Genomic DNA, 20096 nt, shown 5'->3' on the forward strand with positions numbered 1-20096 from the left:
AGAGGGCAGATACCCAGCTTGGGAAGGAATGGCGCGAGTGACGGGGCTCGAACCCGCGACCTCCGGCGTGACAGGCCGGCACTCTAACCGACTGAGCTACACCCGCGCATGATGGACAGAAGGACCGGACCAAGCGCCAACTGGCGCGTACCTTGAAATGGCGCGAGTGACGGGGCTCGAACCCGCGACCTCCGGCGTGACAGGCCGGCACTCTAACCGACTGAGCTACACCCGCATTCATTTCAAGCGATCCGGAAGCTTTCGCATCCGTGTCAAAGCAGCCTCGCCGCTTCGATGAGCGGCTAACTAAGGGGTTCGCATTTGAGTGTCAAGCAGCTTTGGAGACAAAACGATGACACTCCGCGAATTGTTTTTGGAGAACGAAAATCCGCGGGCAGATTCAGTGCATTATTAACAGAGTGACATTCGGTCTGCGCGCTAACGATCAGTTTCCCCAGCTCCTCGCCCTCCCCGCTTGCAGCTTGCAGGCTCGATCGAGGGTAGCCAATCGCCCGAGAGGCCCGCTATATGGAGGACCGCGGCTCGGTCCCGGGCATTCTACAAGCAGCAGAGACATCATCATGAAAACACGCGAGGAACGGCAAGCACAAAGAGCGAGCATGCCGCGCACACAGTTGAGCGCACACCATTTGGAGAATGCGCGGTTGCTGCCGGATCGCGGCGAGCTCCTCTATCGCATTCCCAATGGTGGCATCGGCCTAGAGATCGGGGCGGCGTTCGGAGAATATACCGCTGAGATACTGGAGAAGAATCGGCCTTCGCAGCTTTATCTGATCGACCCCTGGAGCATGGACCGCTACAGCTCGGGTCTGGATCAGATCCAGACGCAGTTCAGAAGCGAGATCGAACGTGGACAACTGCACTTGATGCAGGGCACCTCTCTCGAAAAGCTCGCCGAGTTCGACGACGACTTTCTCGACTGGGTCTATATCGACACCGATCATTCCTTCGAGCTTACTTGGCAGGAACTCCTGCTCTGCGAGCGGAAGGTCAAGCGGACCGGAAGAATCGCCGGGCACGATTTCTGCACTGGAAACACCGTCAAGCCGATCGTCTATGGCGTCGTCGAAGCGGTCACCAAGTTCTGCAAGGATTATGGCTGGCAATTCGAGTTCCTGACGGTCGAATCGCACGCGCACTTTTCCTATTGCCTGAAGCGCCTCTGATCCGCGTCACGCCTTTCCAGCGTACTCCTCGTCGCTGACCTGTTCCATCCAGTCGGCGGCGCTGCCGTCCAGCGCTTCGTGGATCGCGATGTGGGTCATTGCGGTATCGGGTGCTGCGCCGTGCCAGTGCTTTTCACCCGGGGCAAACCAGACCGTGTCGCCCGCGCGGATCTCGCGAAGCGGGCCGCCTTCGGTTTGCGCCAGACCCTTTCCGGCGGTGACGATAAGCGTCTGACCGAGCGGATGTGTGTGCCAGGCGGTTCGGGCACCAGGCTCGAAGGTAACGCTGACCGCCCTCACCCGTGCCGGGCTCGGCGCCTCCATCAAGGGATCCTGACGGACCGAACCGGTGAAATATTCTGCGGGCGCCTTCATCGAGGGCCGTGATCCGCAGGGTTTGATCTCCATCTGATTTTCCCTTCCATCCCTAACTTTGCGTTTCCGCCGACCGCCCGCCAGTCACCAAGCGGTGACCGATAGATGTGTGGCAAGGCCGCTGTTCGAAGAAATGCCGACGCTTGCGGCTCGTCGCCCTATCTCCGCTTCAGGCGCTTGCTAGTGGTCGGGGTGACTGCTAGTGCCGGGGCATTTCATCACGCGGAGAGTTTCCATGAAACAGCATTCTTTCGGCCACCTGCCCCATACCGTCACAAATATCGGCTTCGGCGCATGGCAGATCGGCGGCGCCTGGGGCGACGTCAGCGAGGCCGACGGCCGCGATGCGCTGAACGCGGCGCTCGATGCCGGCATGACCTTCATCGATACCGCCGATGTCTACGGAGACGGCCGGTCGGAAAAGATCATTGCGGACGTTCTCGATGGCCGCGGCGGTGAGCGGGCGATGGTCGCCACCAAGGCGGGTCGCCGGCTCAACCCGCATGTCGCCGAGGGCTATACCAAGGCCAACCTCGAGGGCTTCATCGATCGAAGCCTGAAAAACCTGCGTGTTGAAAGCCTCGACCTTGTGCAACTGCATTGCCCTCCGACCGAAGTTCTCTATCGTCAGGAGGTCTTCGAGGGCCTGAACGAGCTGCAGAAAGCCGGCAAAATCATGGGCTACGGCGTCAGCGTCGAAAAGGTCGAGGAAGCGCTGAAGGCGATCGAGTATCCTGGGGTCGTCAGCATCCAGATCATCTACAACATTTTCCGCCAGCGGCCCGATCACCTGTTTTTCCAAGAGGCTCGGCGGAAGAACATCGCCGTTATCGCACGCGTGCCGCTCGCAAGCGGGCTACTGTCCGGGAAGATCAGCCGCGAGACGAAATTTGCGAGCGATGACCACCGCAATTTCAATCGCCATGGCGAGGCCTTCGATGTCGGCGAGACGTTCGCGGGGGTCCCCTTCGAGGTCGGCCTGCAGGCTGTAGAGGAAGTGCGTAAGCTCGTTCCTGCCGGTGCGACAATGGCGGCCTTCGCATTGCGCTGGATCCTGATGAGCGATGCCGTCACTGTCGTTATTCCCGGCGCACGCAACGCCGAACAAGCACGCGCAAATGCCGCGGCGGCGAGCCTCGCCCCCCTCTCTCACGAAGTGATGGACGCCACACGCGAGATCTACGAGCGGCTGGTCGCTCCCCATGTCCACCAGCGCTGGTAAGGCAAACGAGCACAAGAAAAATGGCCGGGCATAGACCCGGCCATTTTTGTTTCATAGCTCAACCAATCTCAGTTCGTGCCGACGAGGTCGACTTGGAAGAACAGCGTTTCACCCGAGGAGTCGTCGACGCCATCATTGTCCGTGGCGGCATAGGCCTTGCCGGAAGCGTCAAAGGTAAAGCCTTCCAGCTTGTCGAGGACATAGCCATTGGTGGCGGTCTTCAGTTCCGGAAGGAAGTCATGGGCTTCCGTCTTCTTGACGAGCGGCAGCTCGCCGCCGAGCTTGGCGGGCTTCAGATCCGATACCGCGACCTTGTAGAGCTTCTTCAGTTTGGCTGCGTCACCGACAAGGTTGTCACGCTCGATGATGTAGACGCTGTCGCCCTGCGCGGAAATTTCGGAGAGGCCGACCCAGCCTGCGTCCGATTTGTCGAGCGGATAGCGAACGGCGCCCCACCCCTTGCTCTTCGGGTTGTAAGAGACGAGCTTTACGAAACCCTTCGCATCATCCTTCCACTCGCGCTGAACAGCCATCCACAATGTCGCGTCGTCACCGGAACCGACGATCGCCACGCCTTCGAACCCGTAGCGGATTTCGTTGGCGGTCAATTCGCTCGGCAGAGCGATCTCTTCCTTGATCTCGCCCTTCGGGTTTACGTGATACAGTGCGTGCGGCACGAGCTTCTCGCTGTTGCCTTCGGAGCCCAGCCAGAACCAGCCCTTATCGTCCACGGCAATACCTTCAATATCGAGCTTCTGCGCGGGCTGGCCATCGCGCTTGACGGTCAGCGTTTCGGTGATGACGGCCGGCTTCTTGGTTGCGTCAATGGTGTAGATCGTCGGCTGCATGCCGAGAACGCTGTCGCTGACTGCAAACAGCTGGCCCGGGTTTTCCGGAACGGCAGCAAGACCGGAGAGTGCCGCAAAGCCGACGGGATTACCATCCTTCTCGGCCGCAACGATCTGCGGATAGGCCATTTCGCCTTCGCCGAGCTCATAGATCATGACGTGGGACCGCGGGCCGCCATCCTTGCCGAGATCGACTTCGTTGGCGGTGGCGAGGAGATTGCGGGACGGCACGGCTACGCCTCCCTCGGGCGACACACCCGACGGAAGAATCTGGACGAGTTGTGGTTCGGCGCCGGTATCCTTGAAGACGCCGACGACCGAGGCGCGTTCCGAAAGCAGGAAGATATACTTCTGGCCGCCGAAGGTCGCGACCTCCAGACCTTCCGGCTCGACACCCTTGGCGGACGAGCGCTTGTCCGGATAGTGCCCGATATTGGCGACCGCGCGCTCGAACGAAGCGCCGGATTCGTAGAGGACCCTGCCTGTCTTGTCGAAGATCGTGAAGCCGCGCGAACCGCCTTGGTAGTCGCCTTCGTTCGCGACGACCAGACGGTCGTTGTCCAACCACTTCACGGCGTCGGGTTCACGCAGGACACCCTTGAGTTCGCTGGTGAACTTCAGCGCGCCGTCGCGCTTCGTATCGATGCCGGTCAGATCGACGCTGCCGGCAGAGAAGTGTGCCTTCACCGCCGCGGTCGCCGCATCGATGATGACGATCTCGTTGTTTTCCTGAAGGGTCAGGGCGATCTCGTTCTGATCGTTGAAGGAGACGAATTCTGGTTCCGGATCCTCCGGCGCAATCCCGGCAAGGCCGGTCAGTGTCACGTGCTTGATCGAACCGCAATCGACGGCGCCGTTCTTGACCTGGAACACGACAAGGTCGCCTGCCGGCATCTGCGGTATCTTGCCATCGTTGACGTCTTCGTCGCGTTCGTTTTCGATCGCAATCGTGCCAAGCGTCTTGTCCTTGTTGAGCGCGATCGAATCCGGCTGTCCTCCGAGGTCGCAGGTGTTTTCGATCTTCTTGGTGGCAACGTCGACGATCGCGAGGCGGCCCGATGGCTTTGCCTTGCTCTCCGACGTGTTGACGGCAACCAGCGCCTTGCCGGCCGCGGAGGTCACCGATGTCGGCTCACCGTCCATCATCAGCGCCCCACCGGCCTTCGGCGCCTTGGCGTTGGAAATGTCGACGAATCCGATCGCACCGAGCGGGCTGTCGCTGTAGATCAGCGTCATGCCGTTGTCGGTGGCCGTGATGATTTCAGCCGACGTGATCGAAAGCTTATCCTTTCCCTCGGGCAGGTTGGATGCCACCGGAAAGGTTGCGATGCGGTTGAAAACGGGCTCTGCGGCGGCCGGAAACGCGGCCGTCGCAAGAAGCGCCGCAACGAGCACTGTCTTGCGCGATAAAGTTGTCATGAAATCCCCCATGAATTCAAACAGAGCGGTTTTGCGGGATTGGCATGACACCGGAATGACACGGCTGTCTTATTCTGACGGTGCCAGGGGGGTCCCCTGCTCCTTCTTCATTTCGTTCCGCATGATGAAGAGCGATGCCCCAAGGATGAGGAATGCGCCCACCCAGAGATAGCCGCTTGGCGCGTAGCCGAAGACCAACCACCCGGCGAGAACGTTCAGCGGGAGCTTGAGATCGTCGAAAGGCTGGACGTAAGCGGCATCGGCGGTGGAATAGGCGAGCGTCAGGAAATATTGCGCCAGTACGGTCAGCAGACCCGCCGCGGCAAAAAGCAGCAGTGTGGTACCGGTCGGGACACTGAAGCCCGCGGCCATCGCCAGTCCACCATTGATCGGCGTCAGAAGAGCCAATAGCCAGACCGTTATGGTTTCCGGCCGCTCGACACCCGTCAGGCTCTTGGTGATAAGTGACGACGCACCCCAGAGAAGTGCCGAAACGATCGGCAGGACCGCCGCCCAACTGAAACTGTCTGACCAAGGTTGAAGAATAATCATCGCTCCGACGAAACCGGTGGCTGTCGCCGCCCATCGCGCGGAACCAATGTATTCCCCAAGGAAGATCCGTGCGCCGACGATGATGAAAAATGGTGAGGTCATCACCAGCGCGATTGCCTGCCAGATTGGTACCGACGCGAGCCCCGCGACCCAAGTGGTCACACCAAAGGCCGCCAAGGAGACGCGTACGATGTGTCGCCAGGGATAACGCGTCCTCATTGCCCGGAGACCGACGCGCCGGAGAAAGGGCAGCGAAAAGACCAGCGCAAAGGCATACTGCCAAAAGGCAGCCGAGGCGGCGGGGAAAGCGAGCTTCATTGTCAGCCATTGCGTGACGACATTGAGGATCGAGAAGGCGATGCCCGCGGCAACCATCCAAGCAGCGCCGGCCATTGCTCGCGAAGCGGAAAACGTAGGGGAAGTCTGATTCATGTTTTTCTTTCCGAAACCAACACAAATCAGGACGCATGAGCGCAATACTGCAGCCAGGACGGATTCCGCCCTCGCCCGTTCCGCTCATTCTCTTTCATCCGGACTGTAACCGTCGGCTCCGGAATTGCACCGGATCTGCTGACCCTTTCGACATTTTCGACGAGAGGCGCTCGCGGGCTCGAGCAAAGCTCTTACCGCCGGTGGGGACTTTCACCCCGCCCTGAGAACGAGCATTTCGTAAGGCATCCCCAGCGTGCCGACAAGGGCACCAAATGCAAAAAGGGTCCGGCCATGGCCGAACCCTCCGAAACTTGTGCCGCCGGTCTCGTTGCCCGGCCGCCAAGCAAATTCACATCAGCCGTTGACGGCGTCCTTCAGGCCCTTGCCGGGCGTGAACTTCGGCACGTTGCGAGCCGGAATATCGACTTCTGCGCCCGTGGACGGGTTGCGGCCCTTCGTGGCAGCGCGATGGGAAACGGTGAAGCTACCGAAACCAGCGAGGCGAACGTCGCCCTTGCCCTTCAGTTCAGCCTGGACAACTTCGAAAACAGCGTCAACTGCGGAAGCAGCGTCAGTCTTCGAGAGTCCTGCCTTTTCAGCAACTGCGGACACGAGTTCATTCTTGTTCATGTTTCCACCCCTTTCTAAATGGTTCGAAACGACTCAAATCTATAAGCTAGGCGCAGAATAGAGTTCATCAGGCCCGCCGCACCCCAAAGACCCTGCAAATCAAGGAAATGCAAGAGTCCGCCGGTCAATTTCACAAAAAAAGGCTGGCGAAAACGCCAGCCTTTTCAGGGTTTTTAAGCAATTAGGCGCGAATGTGGCAAACATGGCTCAGTGAGCTATGGTTGCGCCTGTTTCATCGAGCCCTTCGACCGTCGCGATGACAGGCGTCTCCACCGTGCCATCCCACTCGATCGCCTCCGGTCTGCGGACCAGAGCATGCTTGATCACCTCGCCCATGCGGGACACGGGGATGATCTCCATGTTGTTCTTCACGTTGTCCGGGATCTCCGCCAAATCCTTGGCGTTCTCTTCCGGGATCAGCACCTTCTTGATGCCGCCGCGAAGCGCTGCCAGCAGCTTTTCCTTCAGACCGCCAATCGGCAGAACACGGCCGCGCAGGGTGATTTCACCCGTCATCGCCACGTTCTTGTCGACCGGAATACCGGTCATGATCGAGACGATCGCGGTTGCCATGGCAACGCCGGCCGACGGACCATCCTTCGGTGTCGCGCCTTCCGGCACGTGCACGTGGATGTCGCTCTTATCGAAGCGCGGCGGCTCGATGCCGAAATCGACAGCGCGCGAGCGGACATAGGATGCCGCCGCCGAGATCGATTCCTTCATGACTTCCTTCAGGTTGCCGGTCACGGTCATACGACCCTTGCCCGGCATCATGACGCCTTCGATCGTCAGCAGTTCGCCACCGACTTCCGTCCAGGCCAGCCCGGTAACGACACCGACCTGATCCTCGCGTTCGGCTTCGCCGTGGCGGAAGCGCGGAACGCCCAGGTAGTCGTCGATGTTTTCGGCCGTCACATGAACGGACTTCGTCTTGCCCTTGATGATCTCGGTGACCGCCTTGCGGGCGAGCTTCATCAATTCGCGCTCGAAGTTACGAACACCGGCTTCGCGGGTGTACTGCTGGCTGATCGCCATCAGGGCGTCGTCGCTGACCGAGAACTCGTTCGGCTGCAGTGCATGTTCCTTGATGGCCTTCGGCAGCAGGTGCCGCTTGGCGATTTCGCGCTTTTCGTCCTCGGTGTAGCCGGCGATACGGATGACTTCCATGCGGTCCATCAAAGGTGCCGGAATGTTCAGCGTGTTCGCCGTCGTGATGAACATCACGTCCGACAGATCGTATTCGACTTCCAGGTAGTGATCCATGAAGGTCGAGTTCTGAGCCGGATCCAGCACTTCGAGCAGAGCCGACGACGGATCGCCACGGAAGTCCTGGCCCATCTTGTCGATTTCGTCGAGCAGGAAGAGCGGGTTGGACTTCTTCGCCTTCTTCATCGACTGGATGACCTTGCCGGGCATCGAGCCGATATAGGTGCGGCGGTGACCGCGGATTTCAGCTTCGTCACGAACGCCGCCGAGAGCCATGCGGACATACTCACGGCCGGTCGCCTTGGCGATCGACTGGGCGAGCGAGGTCTTGCCGACGCCCGGAGGGCCGACGAGGCACAGGATCGGGCCCTTGATCTTGGTCGCACGGGCCTGGACAGCCAGGTACTCGACGATACGTTCCTTGACCTTGTCAAGACCGAAGTGATCGGCTTCGAGGATCTTCTCGGCGTTGTTGAGATCCGACTTGATCTTCGACTTCTTGCCCCACGGAATGCCGAGCAGCCAATCGAGATAGTTACGGACAACAGTCGCCTCAGCCGACATCGGGCTCATCTGCCGTAGCTTCTTCAGCTCGGCATCGGCCTTTTCGCGGGCTTCCTTCGACAGCTTGGTCTTGGAGATGCGCTCTTCCAGTTCGGCCATCTCGTCGCGACCTTCCTCGCCGTCGCCGAGTTCCTTCTGGATCGCCTTCATCTGTTCGTTCAGGTAGTACTCGCGCTGGGTCTTCTCCATCTGGCGCTTGACGCGCGAGCGGATACGCTTCTCGACCTGAAGGACCGAGATCTCACCTTCCATGAAACCGAGCGCCTTTTCGAGGCGTGCCTTGACGCTGGTGGTTTCCAGCATCTCCTGCTTTTCGGTGATCTTGATCGACAGGTGCGAGGCAACCGTATCGGCCAGCTTCGAGTAATCGTCGATCTGGCTGGCGGCGCCAACGACCTCTGGCGAGATCTTCTTGTTGAGCTTCACGTAGCTCTCGAACTCGGAGACCACCGAGCGGCTCAGCGCCTCCAGTTCGACCGGATCGTCATGCGGCTCTTCGAGAACATGCCCCAGAGCTTCGTAAAAATCCTCGCGATCGGTGTAGGCGTCGATCTCGGCGCGCGCGCGACCCTCGACCAGAACCTTGACGGTGCCGTCAGGCAACTTCAGCAGTTGCAGCACGTTGGCGACGGTGCCGACATTGTGGATGGCGGACGGTTCAGGATCGTCATCGCTCGCGTTGATCTGTGTGACGAGCATGATCTGCTTGTCCGACCCCATGACTTCTTCGAGCGCACGGATCGACTTCTCGCGGCCAACGAACAGCGGCACGATCATATGCGGGAAGACGACGATGTCGCGCAGGGGCAATACCGGATATGCGATGCTCGCAACTGACGTTTTCTTCGTCATTTTATTTCCTTTCCATCGTCCCGTTTCCGGGCTCTTCTGGCGCGGCCACTAGAACCGGGCCGCACTCCACTTGAGACAACAAGTGGAGGTTCTGACTATGCTTTTCAAGCTGCGCCATGGCCGGCGTCCCCCTGGACATGACAGCTATGCGACAACGGAACACCTTCACTCTGGAGCACCAGCCTGGACCGGCGCTTGCCACTTCCGCGCCGGCTAACACACAAGGCCGAAACACACCAACGGAATCATTCCATAATTGCCACGGACGTTAGAAACCGCAACGGCAGCAGAGGTGCTTTCAGACCTCTTTAGCAAGATTTATCAGGGTCGTGCACTGGTTTTGAAATAGAAAGGGGCCTGCCGACGGCAAGCCCCTCAAATTCACGGTTCGTATCGTAAAGATATCTCTAACGGCTTACGCCGAAGCGTTGGCCTTCTCGTCCTGACGGTCCGCGTAGATGTAGAGCGGACGTGCAGAACCGCGAGCCACCTCTTCCGAAATGACGACTTCGCGCACGCCTTCCAGCGCCGGCAGTTCGAACATCGTGTCGAGCAGGATCTTTTCCATGATCGAGCGAAGGCCGCGAGCACCGGTCTTGCGCACGATCGCCTTGCGGGCGATCTCGCGAAGTGCGTCCTCGTGGAAGGTCAGTTCCACATCTTCCATCTCGAACAGGCGCTGGTACTGCTTGATCAGCGCGTTCTTCGGCTCGGAGAGAATCTGGATCAGTGCATCCTCGTCGAGGTCCTCGAGCGTCGCCAAGACCGGCAGACGGCCGATGAATTCCGGGATGAGACCGAACTTGACCAGGTCTTCCGGCTCGAGCTCCCGCAGCACTTCGCCAACGCGGCGGTCGTCCGGGGCCTTAACCGTCGCACCGAAACCGATCGAGGTCTTCTCGCCGCGGGCGGAGATGATCTTGTCGAGACCGGCGAACGCGCCGCCGCAGATGAACAGGATGTTCGTCGTGTCGACCTGCAGGAACTCCTGCTGCGGATGCTTGCGGCCACCCTGCGGGGGAACCGAGGCAACCGTGCCTTCCATGATCTTCAGAAGCGCCTGCTGGACACCCTCGCCCGACACGTCGCGGGTAATCGACGGGTTGTCGGACTTGCGCGAGATCTTGTCGACTTCGTCGATGTAGACGATGCCGCGCTGGGCGCGCTCGACATTGTAGTCGGCAGCCTGCAGCAGCTTCAGGATGATGTTTTCGACGTCTTCACCGACATAGCCGGCTTCCGTCAGCGTCGTCGCGTCGGCCATCGTGAACGGAACATCGATGATGCGGGCGAGCGTCTGGGCAAGATAGGTCTTACCGCAGCCGGTCGGGCCGACGAGCATGATGTTCGACTTCGCCAACTCGACTTCGCCGTTCTTGGAGGCGTGCGCGAGGCGCTTGTAATGGTTGTGAACGGCAACGGACAGGATCTTCTTCGCCTGGCGCTGGCCGATGACATACTCATCGAGGACCTTGATGATGTCCTGCGGCGTGGGAACGCCGTCACGAGACTTGACCATCGAGGATTTGTTTTCCTCGCGGATGATGTCCATGCACAATTCGACGCATTCATCGCAGATGAAAACGGTCGGTCCGGCAATAAGCTTCCGGACTTCGTGCTGGCTCTTTCCGCAGAAGGAGCAGTACAGGGTGTTTTTAGAGTCGCCGCCGTTGCTGCCGCTGACTTTGCTCATATCACTTTCCTTCCAGCACGCCGTATTTCAAGGTGAAATAACGGTCTACTCATTGGCCTGCTCCAACTTTGGAGCCCCAGCCGGCCAAGGCCGTTAAGGGGTACGAACCGGTCCAAACTAAGCTGTCCTGGCTCCGGCGGCAACGAATTCCCCTTCCACTGCCGATGCTATGTCATAAAAATTCAACATAGCATTAATACTTGAGATCGCTGCACCCGCCACCGGGTTTCTTCTCTTGTTCGATCACAAATGAGATAGAACTGTGGCGGATACAACACCATCCCTACTTCTCACTAGGCCGCATCGCCTTCCATCTCGATGCGAGATGTCAGGACCTTGTCGATAACACCCCAGGCCTGAGCCTCGTCCGCATCCATGAAGTGGTCGCGGTCAAGGGTCTTCTCGACTTCCTCGTAGGTGCGGCCGGTGTGCTTGACATAGACCTCGTTCAGACGACGCTTCATCTTCAGAATGTCGCGGGCGTGACGCTCGATGTCCGATGCCTGGCCCTGGAAACCGCCCGAGGGCTGGTGAACCATGATGCGGGAGTTCGGGGTGGCGAAGCGCATGTCCTTGTGCCCGGCAGCCAAGAGCAGCGATCCCATGGAGGCGGCCTGGCCAATGCAGAGCGTCGAAACGGCCGGCTTGATGAACTGCATCGTGTCGTAGATCGCCATGCCGGCGGTAACGACACCGCCCGGCGAGTTAATGTAGAGCGCGATTTCCTTCTTCGGGTTTTCCGCCTCGAGGAAGAGCAGCTGGGCGCAAACGAGCGTCGCCATGTGATCCTCGACCGGGCCCGTGAGGAAGATGATCCGTTCCTTCAGCAGGCGGGAATAGATGTCGTAGGAGCGTTCACCGCGATTGGTCTGTTCCACAACCATCGGCACGAGGGCCATAGCGGTATCGACTGGGTTTCTCATGTGCGTCCTTTGTCAACGTCTGCCGGCTGTGGCCGGGAATCAAAGAAATTGCCTTGTCCCTACATAGAACTTCCCTGCCCTCCTCTTCAAGACGCGCTGACGGATAACGTCAAGAGGGCTAATGCAGAGCGAATGCTTTTCGCCCGATATAGGTTCATTCATGCAAGCGATGGTGAAGAGCGAGCTGCAATCCTAGTGCCACACAGCTTTTGTCGGCGTCAGGATAAACGAATTCTGAATCTGCTTGCGGCTGCGCTGCGTTTACAGACCAGAAAGCCTAACACCAACTCAACGCAAAAATGCGCCAAGGGAGAAGCGCAATTAATGAAGTTGCCAGCTTCTTCCGAAACAATACGCGCAATGCAAGGGGTGTTGCCGTGTTCAATGTTACGACTGGATTAGCCATTTGGTGTTCGGAAGCCATGACGCTCGCGTTGGTGGCGTTCATGGCCTGGCGCCATAACGTCCGAAACAAGACCTATTTCTATTGGGGAATGGGTTTTCTTCTTAGTGGCGTTGGTTTCGCAATGGTGGCGTTGCGGGGGCAGATACCCGCTATTCTCTCGATCGAGATCGGCAACACGATTGCGCTATGCGGACAAAGTGCATGGGTTGCCGGGTATCTGGCTCTTGACCATCGCAAGCTCGAATGGTGGGCATTCCTGCCGCCGCTTGTTTGGCTGGGCGGCGTCTTCCTGCCGTGGGTCAACGACGACTACACCAATCGCGTCATTCTCTACAACTTGGCCTCAGCCACCGGCGCAACCGCGCTTGCAATGGCAGTCCGCGCGACAGGCCAACCCAACGAAGGCTCCAGGCGAACACTCGGCGTTATCTTCGTGCTCCAGAGTTTCCTATGCTTCGGTATGGCAATGGCAATGGCAATCATCGGCCCAACCGACGCGGAAGCCGCCAATTTCGCCGGCGGCGCTGCCATGGCAACGGGCTTCATGCTGACCTTTGCATGCGCCCATACCTGCCTTCTCATCATGGAGCGCTCGGAGAAGCATCTTCGTATGCTCAGCCTCACCGATTCCCTCACCGGTGTGTTGAACCGACGTGGCCTTTTCGGACGGTTCGATGCCATTCAGGAGAGCGCATTCCACAATAACCGCCTGGTCGCCGTACTGCTCTTCGACCTCGACCATTTCAAACGCGTCAACGATCGGTTCGGGCATCAGGCCGGTGACATCGTACTGACGGTCTTTGCTCGCATGGCCCGCCAATTCGTTCCTGCCGGCGTCTTCGGCCGCATGGGCGGGGAAGAGTTCGCCGCCTTCACGACGGTGGCCGACCAAACTGAAGCGGAAGCACTGGCGGAATCGATCCGTGCCGAGTTCTGCCGTGTTCCCGTCAGTACCGGCGATGCGATCATTCCGGTCACGGTCAGTATCGGCGTCGCCATGGCCTCTTCCATCGAGGCAAATAGAGACAAGCTGGTTTCGGCGGCGGATCGCGCGCTTTACGCCGCCAAGGCAGCCGGCCGCAACTGCACCATCATCTTCGGTGAGGCTGAAGCTGCTGCGCCGCCGCCGGTCGAGCCCGATCATACCGGCGGTGAGCTCGTCCCCACGCTCGACGATCAGATCCACGCGCTTCGCCGCGTCGGATCCCTGTCGAGAGGTTGAGCATCTTTTCGAGGCTTGGCAAATCCGCTAAGCCTCGAAGCATGATGATCCCACCTTTTCTTTCCATCGATCCTGCCACACGCCACGTTTCGCTCGACGCCAGCAATCCGGCGTTCTACAGCGACCCGAACGCGGCCTATGCCGCTCTCCACGCGCACTGTCCCACATTCTATTGGGAGCAGCAGAAGCAGTGGTTTTTCACAGGTTACGACCACGTCAACGGCTTGCTGCGCGATCGCCGTTTCGGCCGCCAGATCCTGCACATCGCAAGCCGTGAGGAACTCGGCCTTCCCGAGCCGGACCAGCATCTGGCGAATTTCGACCTGGCCGAACGGTACTCCTTGCTCGAACTGGAGCCGCCCGAGCACACGCGTCTGCGTACACTCGTCAACCGCGCTTTCGTCTCTCGCCACGTCGAGAAGATGAAGCCTGAGCTTGCCGAGCTCGCCAGCAAGCTTATCGACGGCTTCGAGAAGAAGAGCGAAGTCGAGCTGCTTTCGGCATTTGCGGACGTTATTCCGGTAACGATGATTGCCCGCATGATCGGCATTCCGGAGGAGATGGGACCGCAGCTTCTGAAATGGTCGCACGCCTATATCCGCATGTACCTATTCGGTCGCACGCGAGAGGACGAGGATGGCGCCGAACGGGCGGCGAAGGAGTTCTCCGACTATGTGAAGACAGTCATCGCCGAGCGCCGAGCCAACCCTCGGGACGACCTGTTGACCCACATGATCCATACGGAACACAAGGGGCAATACCTGACCGAGGACGAACTCGTCTCGACGACAATCGTGCTGCTCAATGCCGGTCACGAGGCGACGGTCCACCAGATCGGCAATTCAGTCCGCATTATCCTGGAGAGCGGGCACAATCCGGCGGACCTTTTTAAGGACGAGGAGACAACCGAACGAGCCGTGGAAGAGTCTCTGCGTATCTGCGCACCCGTTCACATCTTCCAGCGATGGGCGTTGGAACCGGTCGAGATCGACGGCATTTCGTTCAAGCGAGGCGACAAGGTGAGCCTCATTCTGGCGGCAGCCAATCTCGATCCGACGAAATACGACGATCCGCTTACCTTCAAGCCCGACCGCAACGAAGCGCCTAACCTGTCGTTTGGCGCCGGCATCCATTTCTGCATCGGGGCGCCGCTGGCGCGGTTGGAATTGAACGTCGTCCTACCAATTCTCTTCGAGCGGCTGCCTGGACTGAAACTTGCCCGGACGCCCGTCGTAAAAGATGTCTATCATTTCCACGGTTTAGATCGCCTCGACCTTGCTTGGTAGGTCAGCAATGGAAAAGTCCGCGCCCCGGAGGACGCGGACCTTTTTCGTCGCTTTTGAAAGTCAGGCGGTGAAGCTATTCCGCCGCCTGCAGCGCCGGCACTCCATCCAGCGGCTCCTGCGGCAGCTTGCCGGCCATCGCGGCAGCAAACTTCGTCTGGTCAAGTTCATTTTCCCAGCGGGCGACCACAACCGTTGCGACGGCGTTGCCGACAAAGTTCGTCAAGGCGCGGCACTCCGACATGAAGCGGTCGATACCGAGGATCAGCGCCATCCCGGCAACGGGAACCGAAGGCACCACGGAAAGCGTTGCGGCGAGCGTGATGAAGCCGGCGCCGGTGATGCCGGCAGCGCCCTTGGAGCTCAACATCGCGACCAGCAGAAGCAGGATCTGGTCTGCCAGCGTCAGCGGCGTGTCCGTCGCCTGAGCGATGAAGAGCGCAGCAAGCGTCATATAGATATTGGTGCCGTCGAGGTTGAAAGAGTAGCCGGTCGGAATGACGAGACCGACGACCGAGCGCTTGCAACCAGCCTGCTCCATCTTGGCCATGAGACCGGGAAGTGCGGCTTCCGAAGACGACGTGCCGAGCACGAGCAGCAGTTCTTCCTTGATATAGCGGATCAGCGCGAGGATCGAGAACCCATTGTAGCGGGCGACCGCACCCAGAACGACGAGCACGAAGAGCAGCGACGTCAGGTAGAAGGTGCCGATCAACATTGCCAGATTGGCGATGGAGCCGATGCCATATTTGCCGATGGTGAAGGCCATGGCGCCGAACGCGCCGATCGGAGCGGCCTTCATCAGGACTGCCACCAGCTTGAAGACCGGTGCCGTCAGGGCCTGCAGAAAATCGACAACGGGACGGCCGCGATCGCCGACCATGGCAAGCGCGATGCCGAACAGGACAGAGAAGAACAGCACCTGCAGAATATCGCCGTCGGCAAAGGCGCCTACGATCGTGTTCGGAATGATGTTCATCAGGAAGCCCGTGACGGTCGAGTCATGAGCCTTTTCCGCATAGCTTGCGACGGCCTTGGCATCCAGCGTCGCCGGATCGATGTGCATGCCTGCACCCGGCTGTATGACGTTGGCGACCAGCAGACCAACAGCCAGTGCCAGCGTCGAAAAGACGAGGAAGTAAAGCATTGCCTTGCCGGCGACGCGCCCAACCTTCTGCAGGTCGGACATGCCGGCGATACCTGTAGCAACCGTCAAGAAGATGACGGGGGCGATGATCATTTTGACGAGCTTGATGAAAGCATCGCCGAGCGGCTTCAGAGCCGTGCCGATGTCGGGATAGAAATGACCGAGCAGGATGCCAGCGCAGATGGCGGCAAGAACCTGCACGTAGAGAAGCCGATAAAAAGGAACCTTGCCGCGTGGCTCCGCGACCGGAAGTGCTGCACCCATGATGTCCTCCATGTGCCCCAAAACCAAAAGCGGCCTCCCGGGGCGATTTGCGTTACCAGTCAACAGCCACGCTGGCTGTTTGGTGAGGTTTTGCAACATGCGTGCCAACTCCGATGCGGACGTCTAAGTGATTGCTTCCTAATCTCTTTTTTTATAATGACCTACGCAACCTCAAGCGAACGAGCGTATTTTCGCACAAATTGATTTGACGGGAGTGCGGAATTACGCACAAGTTAGATGATGCTTCAGTCGGCACCGACCACTGGTTTTGGCTCCCTCGACCGCGTCCGCCGGCGCGCACGACGCCTGTGGATTCTGTTTGCCTCCATTTCGGCTGTGCTCATCGTTGCCGTGCTGTTTGGCGCGGAGGCTTATGGGCGTCGCTCCGCCATTGACGCGATCGCGGGCCAAGGTCGGACCGACGCCAGCCTGAAAGTCGCGCTCCTGAACGCAGTCCTGGAGAGGCCACGCGCGCTGCCGTTGCTTCTTGCCGAAGACCAACAAGTTCTCGATGGCCTTTCGTCCAAAGGCGGCGATGCGATCGACATATTGAACCGGAAGCTCGAGCGGCTGGTCACGGGAACGCAGGCCGCCGTGCTCTACGTCATCGGCCCCAACGGCATTGCGGTGTCCTCGAGCAATTGGCGGGAGCCCGTCAGTTTCGTCGGCAACGACTACACATTCCGCGACTACTTCACAAAGGCGATGGAGGACGGAACGGCTGAGCATTTTGCCCTCGGCAGTGTCAGCAAGCGCCCGGGCCTCTACATTTCTCGCCGCGTGGGAAGTGCGGCAGCGCCGCTCGGCGTCGTCGTGGTCAAACTTGAGTTCGATCGGCTTGAGAGCGACTGGCGCGACACACATCGCCCTGTCTATGTCACGGATGATCGCGGCGTCGTTCTCATCACCAGCATCCCCTCCTGGCGCTTCATGATGAACAGCGCTGTGCCGCAGGCTGACCTTGCCGCCATCCGCAACAGCCTGCAGTTCGGCGATGCGCCGCTGGCGACGCTGCCGGTCATGCGCCCTCGGCCCGTTGACGCCGAGGCGTCGCTCGTTTCCGCCGTGCTACCGGGTAGCGGCGAAGGCGAGTATTTGCGCCTAACGACACCCGTTCCCACTACGCCTTGGCATCTCGAATACCTTGTACCCACTGATGCGCCAGTTGCGGCGTCCGTTCGCGAAATGCGCCTGTTGTCACTGGCCGTTCTTCTGCCCGTTCTCGCAATCGCGGCGTTAATTCTGTGGAGGCGCCAAGCGGCAGCAACCAAGATCGCGGAAGAACAGGGCATGCGCGAAGAGCTGGAGCGACGGGTCACCGCGCGAACCGACGATCTCAGCCGGGCACGCGATCGTTTGCAGGCCGAAATCTCTGACCATAGAGAGACGGAAGCGAGGCTGCAGGTCGTTCAGCAGGAACTTGTGCAGGCGAACCGGCTCGCGATCCTGGGACAGGTCGCGGCAGGCGTCGCGCATGAGATCAACCAACCGGTCGCGACGATACGCGCCTATGCAGACAATGCCCGGGTGTTCCTGGAGCGCAAGCAGACCGCCCCCGTGGACGACAACCTCGAAGCGATTGCCGGCCTCACCGAACGGATCGGCGCGATTACCGACGAGTTGAAGGCATTCGCTCGAAAAGGTCGCGTGGCGCCGGAGCCTGTGGAACTGCGTGGCGTTATCGATGGGGCGGTGGTTCTGCTGAAAAGCCGATTTGCCGGTCAACTGAATGCACTCAGCATCCGGCTGCCGCCAGCGGGCCAATGTGTGCTCGGCAACCGCATTCGCCTTGAGCAGATTCTAATCAACCTGTTCCAGAACGCCTTGGAAGCGCTCGACGGGCGCGCGGACGCGAAGGTCGATGTCTCTGTTACCGAGACGGATGACGAGGTTGCGATCGACGTCGCCGACAACGGCCCCGGTATTTCGCCCGCTATCCTGAAATCGCTCTTTACGCCGTTCAACACCTCCAAGGAAAAAGGCCTTGGTCTCGGTCTCGTTATTTCGAAGGACATTGTCGCCGACTATGGCGGCCGCATCGATGTGACGAGCGACGAAACCGGAACCTGTTTTACGGTCCACCTGCGGAAGGCCAAGGCATGAACGATGCGACGCCGATCTTTCTAATCGATGATGACAAGGACTTGCTGCGCGCAACCAAGCAAACGCTCGAACTCGCGGGTTTTTCGGTTTCCGCCTTTTCCGACGCCGGCGAAGCCCTGGCGACTTTGAACCCGGATTTTGCAGGCGTTGTCGTTTCCGATATCCGCATGCCTGAAATCGACGGCCTCCAACTCTTCAGCCGCGTACGACGGCAGGACGAGGATTTGCCGGTTATCCTGGTCACCGGCCACGGGGACATTCCGATGGCGGTCAAAGCCATGCAGGATGGCGTTTACGACTTCATCACGAAACCCTTCGCGACGGACCGGCTCATTCAGAGCGTGCGGCGTGCTGCCGAAAAGCGCCGTCTCGTGATGGAAAACAGATCTCTGCGGAAAGCGACAGACGAGGCGCGCGATGACCTGCCGCTGATCGGCCAGACGCCGGCGATGGAACGGCTGCGCCATACCTTGCGGCAAATTGCCGACACCGATGTCGACGTGCTCCTAATGGGTGAAACCGGCAGCGGCAAGGAAGTCGTGGCAAGCCTGCTCCACCGCTGGAGCCGGCGCGCATCTGGTAATTTCGTTGCCCTGAACTGCGGAGCGCTGCCGGAAAGCGTTGTCGAAAGCGAACTTTTCGGACACGAACCCGGCGCTTTCACCGGCGCGCAAAAGAAGCGTGTAGGCCGCATCGAATATGCGAGTGGCGGAACGCTCTTCCTCGACGAGATCGAGAGCATGCCGCCGGCAACGCAGGTGCAGATGTTGCGCGTGCTCGAAATGCGCGAGGTTGCGCCGTTGGGCACCAACGAGGTCCGACCCGTCGATTTGCGGGTCGTCGCTGCGTCCAAGATCGATCTCGGCGATCCCCGCCAACGCGGCGACTTTCGCGAAGATCTCTATTACCGCCTCAATGTGGTGACGATCTCTATTCCGCCACTCAAGGAGCGCCGAGATGACATTCCGCTTCTCTTCGGTTACTTCGCCGAGCGTGCCGCGAACCGCTTCAAGCGCGACGTGCCCACGATCCCTTCATCGATCCATCGCCACCTGCGGGAGTACGACTGGCCCGGCAACGTGCGCGAACTGTCGCATTTTGCCGAACGGTTCGTGCTCGGCGTCGGGCAGGTCTCAGATCGTGCGGCAGCAGAACCGGTAACGGATGGAACCCTATCGCTCCCGGACCGGCTCGAACGCTACGAAGCCCACATCATTCGCGAAGCTTTGAACGCCAACGGCGGCGACGTCCGCCGCACGATCGCGGACCTCGGCATTCCTCGGAAAACATTCTACGACAAGCTCCAGCGCCACGGCATCGTCCGTAGCGATTTCGCATCTTCCGACAGCAGCTAGCTCTGTCAAAACCAGCCAAGATCAGCGGCGATACCCTTCGGCATATCCACTATTCCGCTACCCTGAAATCAGAGCCGGATGACGTAGTCCTTGCGAGTTATTTCAACGACTTCCCATGTTCCCTTAAAGCCGGGCCTGAGGATCATCCGGTCGCCGGCACGAAGATGCACGGCCTCGCCACCGTCCTCCGTGACGATCGAGTAGCCCGAAAGCACGTTAAAATATTCCCACTCAGCATAAACGATGCGCCACTTGCCAGGCGTCGCCTCCCATATGCCGGAATAGAGGCCGCCATCGGCCTCCTCCAGATTCCAGGTCCTGAACTGCGGGTCGCCGGCCAATATCCGGTCGGCATCGGGGGCGCCGAATTCCGGTTCGACGTCGTCGATGTCAAAAGTCAGGTAGCTTGCCAT

Annotated in this window: 15 protein-coding genes, 2 tRNA genes and 1 riboswitch; of the genes, 6 read left to right on the plus strand and 11 right to left on the minus strand. The window is 59.6% G+C overall.

Going from position 1 to position 20096, the window contains the following annotated elements:
* Positions 1–29: 29 nt before the first annotated feature.
* A tRNA-Asp gene (locus FHT97_RS00495) sits at positions 30–106 on the minus strand.
* Between the two features lie 52 nt (positions 107–158).
* Positions 159–235: transfer RNA gene (locus FHT97_RS00500), tRNA-Asp, on the minus strand.
* A gap of 346 nt (positions 236–581) precedes the next feature.
* Here FHT97_RS00500 and FHT97_RS00505 point away from each other — a divergent pair.
* Positions 582–1187 (plus strand): class I SAM-dependent methyltransferase, encoded by a 606-nt coding sequence (locus FHT97_RS00505; RefSeq protein WP_183859211.1) that lies wholly within the window; start codon positions 582–584, stop codon positions 1185–1187.
* Between the two features lie 6 nt (positions 1188–1193).
* Here FHT97_RS00505 and FHT97_RS00510 read toward each other — a convergent pair whose 3' ends face one another.
* Positions 1194–1595 (minus strand): cupin domain-containing protein, encoded by a 402-nt coding sequence (locus FHT97_RS00510; protein WP_183859213.1) that lies wholly within the window; start codon positions 1593–1595, stop codon positions 1194–1196.
* Between the two features lie 202 nt (positions 1596–1797).
* Here FHT97_RS00510 and FHT97_RS00515 point away from each other — a divergent pair, with 202 nt between their 5' ends.
* Positions 1798–2784, plus strand: coding sequence for an aldo/keto reductase (locus FHT97_RS00515; protein ID WP_183859215.1), 987 nt, complete (start codon positions 1798–1800; stop codon positions 2782–2784).
* Between the two features lie 68 nt (positions 2785–2852).
* On the opposite strand, the gene FHT97_RS00520 is transcribed toward FHT97_RS00515, so the two are convergent.
* The 6 genes from FHT97_RS00520 to clpP all read right to left on the minus strand — a co-directional run bounded on the left by FHT97_RS00520 (position 2853) and on the right by clpP (position 11903).
* Entirely contained in the window at positions 2853–5051 is a 2199-nt protein-coding gene (locus FHT97_RS00520) for an esterase-like activity of phytase family protein (protein WP_246712539.1), read from the minus strand.
* Positions 5052–5120: 69 nt separating this feature from the next.
* Positions 5121–6035 carry a DMT family transporter gene (locus FHT97_RS00525; protein WP_183859218.1) on the minus strand — a complete coding sequence of 305 codons (915 nt, stop codon included), beginning with the start codon at positions 6033–6035 and terminating at the stop codon, positions 5121–5123.
* 82 nt (positions 6036–6117) lie between these two features.
* Positions 6118–6267: riboswitch (FMN riboswitch) on the minus strand.
* A 122-nt stretch (positions 6268–6389) separates the two neighbouring features.
* On the minus strand, positions 6390–6665 hold the full coding sequence (gene hupB, locus FHT97_RS00530) for a DNA-binding protein HupB (protein WP_007531759.1): 276 nt from the start codon (positions 6663–6665) through the stop codon (positions 6390–6392).
* A 207-nt stretch (positions 6666–6872) separates the two neighbouring features.
* Positions 6873–9287, minus strand: coding sequence for an endopeptidase La (gene lon, locus FHT97_RS00535; RefSeq protein ID WP_183756846.1), 2415 nt, complete (start codon positions 9285–9287; stop codon positions 6873–6875).
* Between the two features lie 415 nt (positions 9288–9702).
* A complete protein-coding gene (gene clpX, locus FHT97_RS00540) occupies positions 9703–10980 on the minus strand; it encodes an ATP-dependent Clp protease ATP-binding subunit ClpX (RefSeq protein WP_016553599.1) in 1278 nt (425 codons plus the stop codon).
* Between the two features lie 293 nt (positions 10981–11273).
* Positions 11274–11903: an ATP-dependent Clp endopeptidase proteolytic subunit ClpP gene (gene clpP, locus FHT97_RS00545; RefSeq protein WP_016553598.1), complete on the minus strand. Its 630-nt coding sequence runs from the start codon at positions 11901–11903 to the stop codon at positions 11274–11276.
* A 422-nt stretch (positions 11904–12325) separates the two neighbouring features.
* Here clpP and FHT97_RS00550 point away from each other — a divergent pair, with 422 nt between their 5' ends.
* Complete coding sequence (locus FHT97_RS00550) at positions 12326–13531, plus strand: GGDEF domain-containing protein (protein ID WP_246712540.1); 1206 nt, start codon at positions 12326–12328, stop codon at positions 13529–13531.
* 41 nt (positions 13532–13572) lie between these two features.
* Positions 13573–14817, plus strand: a complete 1245-nt coding sequence (locus tag FHT97_RS00555; protein ID WP_183859222.1) for a cytochrome P450 — start codon at positions 13573–13575, stop codon at positions 14815–14817.
* A gap of 73 nt (positions 14818–14890) precedes the next feature.
* On the opposite strand, the gene FHT97_RS00560 is transcribed toward FHT97_RS00555, so the two are convergent.
* Positions 14891–16225 (minus strand): dicarboxylate/amino acid:cation symporter, encoded by a 1335-nt coding sequence (locus FHT97_RS00560; RefSeq protein ID WP_019279768.1) that lies wholly within the window; start codon positions 16223–16225, stop codon positions 14891–14893.
* A 240-nt stretch (positions 16226–16465) separates the two neighbouring features.
* Between FHT97_RS00560 and FHT97_RS00565 the strand changes: the two genes are divergently transcribed.
* Complete coding sequence (locus tag FHT97_RS00565) at positions 16466–18328, plus strand: sensor histidine kinase (RefSeq protein ID WP_183860702.1); 1863 nt, start codon at positions 16466–16468, stop codon at positions 18326–18328.
* Positions 18325–19683: a sigma-54 dependent transcriptional regulator gene (locus FHT97_RS00570; protein ID WP_183859224.1), complete on the plus strand. Its 1359-nt coding sequence runs from the start codon at positions 18325–18327 to the stop codon at positions 19681–19683. The genes FHT97_RS00565 and FHT97_RS00570 overlap by 4 nt, the downstream gene beginning before the upstream one ends.
* Before the next feature lie 68 nt (positions 19684–19751).
* On the opposite strand, the gene FHT97_RS00575 is transcribed toward FHT97_RS00570, so the two are convergent.
* The gene (locus FHT97_RS00575) at positions 19752–20096 is read right to left on the minus strand and encodes a cupin domain-containing protein (RefSeq protein WP_183859226.1); all 345 of its coding nucleotides are present in this window, start codon (positions 20094–20096) and stop codon (positions 19752–19754) included.

Source organism: Rhizobium sp. BK399, assembly GCF_014194695.1.
Lineage (GTDB): Bacteria > Pseudomonadota > Alphaproteobacteria > Rhizobiales > Rhizobiaceae > Rhizobium.

Bases quoted from the DNA above. Each gene is read 5' to 3' on its own strand.
- clpX (WP_016553599.1), bottom strand. From the start codon at position 10,980: ATGAGCAAAGTCAGCGGCAGCAACGGCGGCGACTCTAAAAACACCCTG.
- lon (WP_183756846.1), bottom strand. From the start codon at position 9,287: ATGACGAAGAAAACGTCAGTTGCGAGCATCGCATATCCGGTATTGCCC.
- clpP (WP_016553598.1), bottom strand. From the start codon at position 11,903: ATGAGAAACCCAGTCGATACCGCTATGGCCCTCGTGCCGATGGTTGTG.
- FHT97_RS00565 (WP_183860702.1), top strand. From the start codon at position 16,466: ATGCTTCAGTCGGCACCGACCACTGGTTTTGGCTCCCTCGACCGCGTC.
- FHT97_RS00515 (WP_183859215.1), top strand. From the start codon at position 1,798: ATGAAACAGCATTCTTTCGGCCACCTGCCCCATACCGTCACAAATATC.
- FHT97_RS00560 (WP_019279768.1), bottom strand. From the start codon at position 16,225: ATGGGTGCAGCACTTCCGGTCGCGGAGCCACGCGGCAAGGTTCCTTTT.
- FHT97_RS00520 (WP_246712539.1), bottom strand. From the start codon at position 5,051: ATGACAACTTTATCGCGCAAGACAGTGCTCGTTGCGGCGCTTCTTGCG.
- FHT97_RS00505 (WP_183859211.1), top strand. From the start codon at position 582: ATGAAAACACGCGAGGAACGGCAAGCACAAAGAGCGAGCATGCCGCGC.
- FHT97_RS00510 (WP_183859213.1), bottom strand. From the start codon at position 1,595: ATGGAGATCAAACCCTGCGGATCACGGCCCTCGATGAAGGCGCCCGCA.
- FHT97_RS00550 (WP_246712540.1), top strand. From the start codon at position 12,326: ATGACGCTCGCGTTGGTGGCGTTCATGGCCTGGCGCCATAACGTCCGA.
- FHT97_RS00575 (WP_183859226.1), bottom strand. From the start codon at position 20,096: ATGGCAAGCTACCTGACTTTTGACATCGACGACGTCGAACCGGAATTC.
- FHT97_RS00570 (WP_183859224.1), top strand. From the start codon at position 18,325: ATGAACGATGCGACGCCGATCTTTCTAATCGATGATGACAAGGACTTG.
- FHT97_RS00555 (WP_183859222.1), top strand. From the start codon at position 13,573: ATGATGATCCCACCTTTTCTTTCCATCGATCCTGCCACACGCCACGTT.
- hupB (WP_007531759.1), bottom strand. From the start codon at position 6,665: ATGAACAAGAATGAACTCGTGTCCGCAGTTGCTGAAAAGGCAGGACTC.
- FHT97_RS00525 (WP_183859218.1), bottom strand. From the start codon at position 6,035: ATGAATCAGACTTCCCCTACGTTTTCCGCTTCGCGAGCAATGGCCGGC.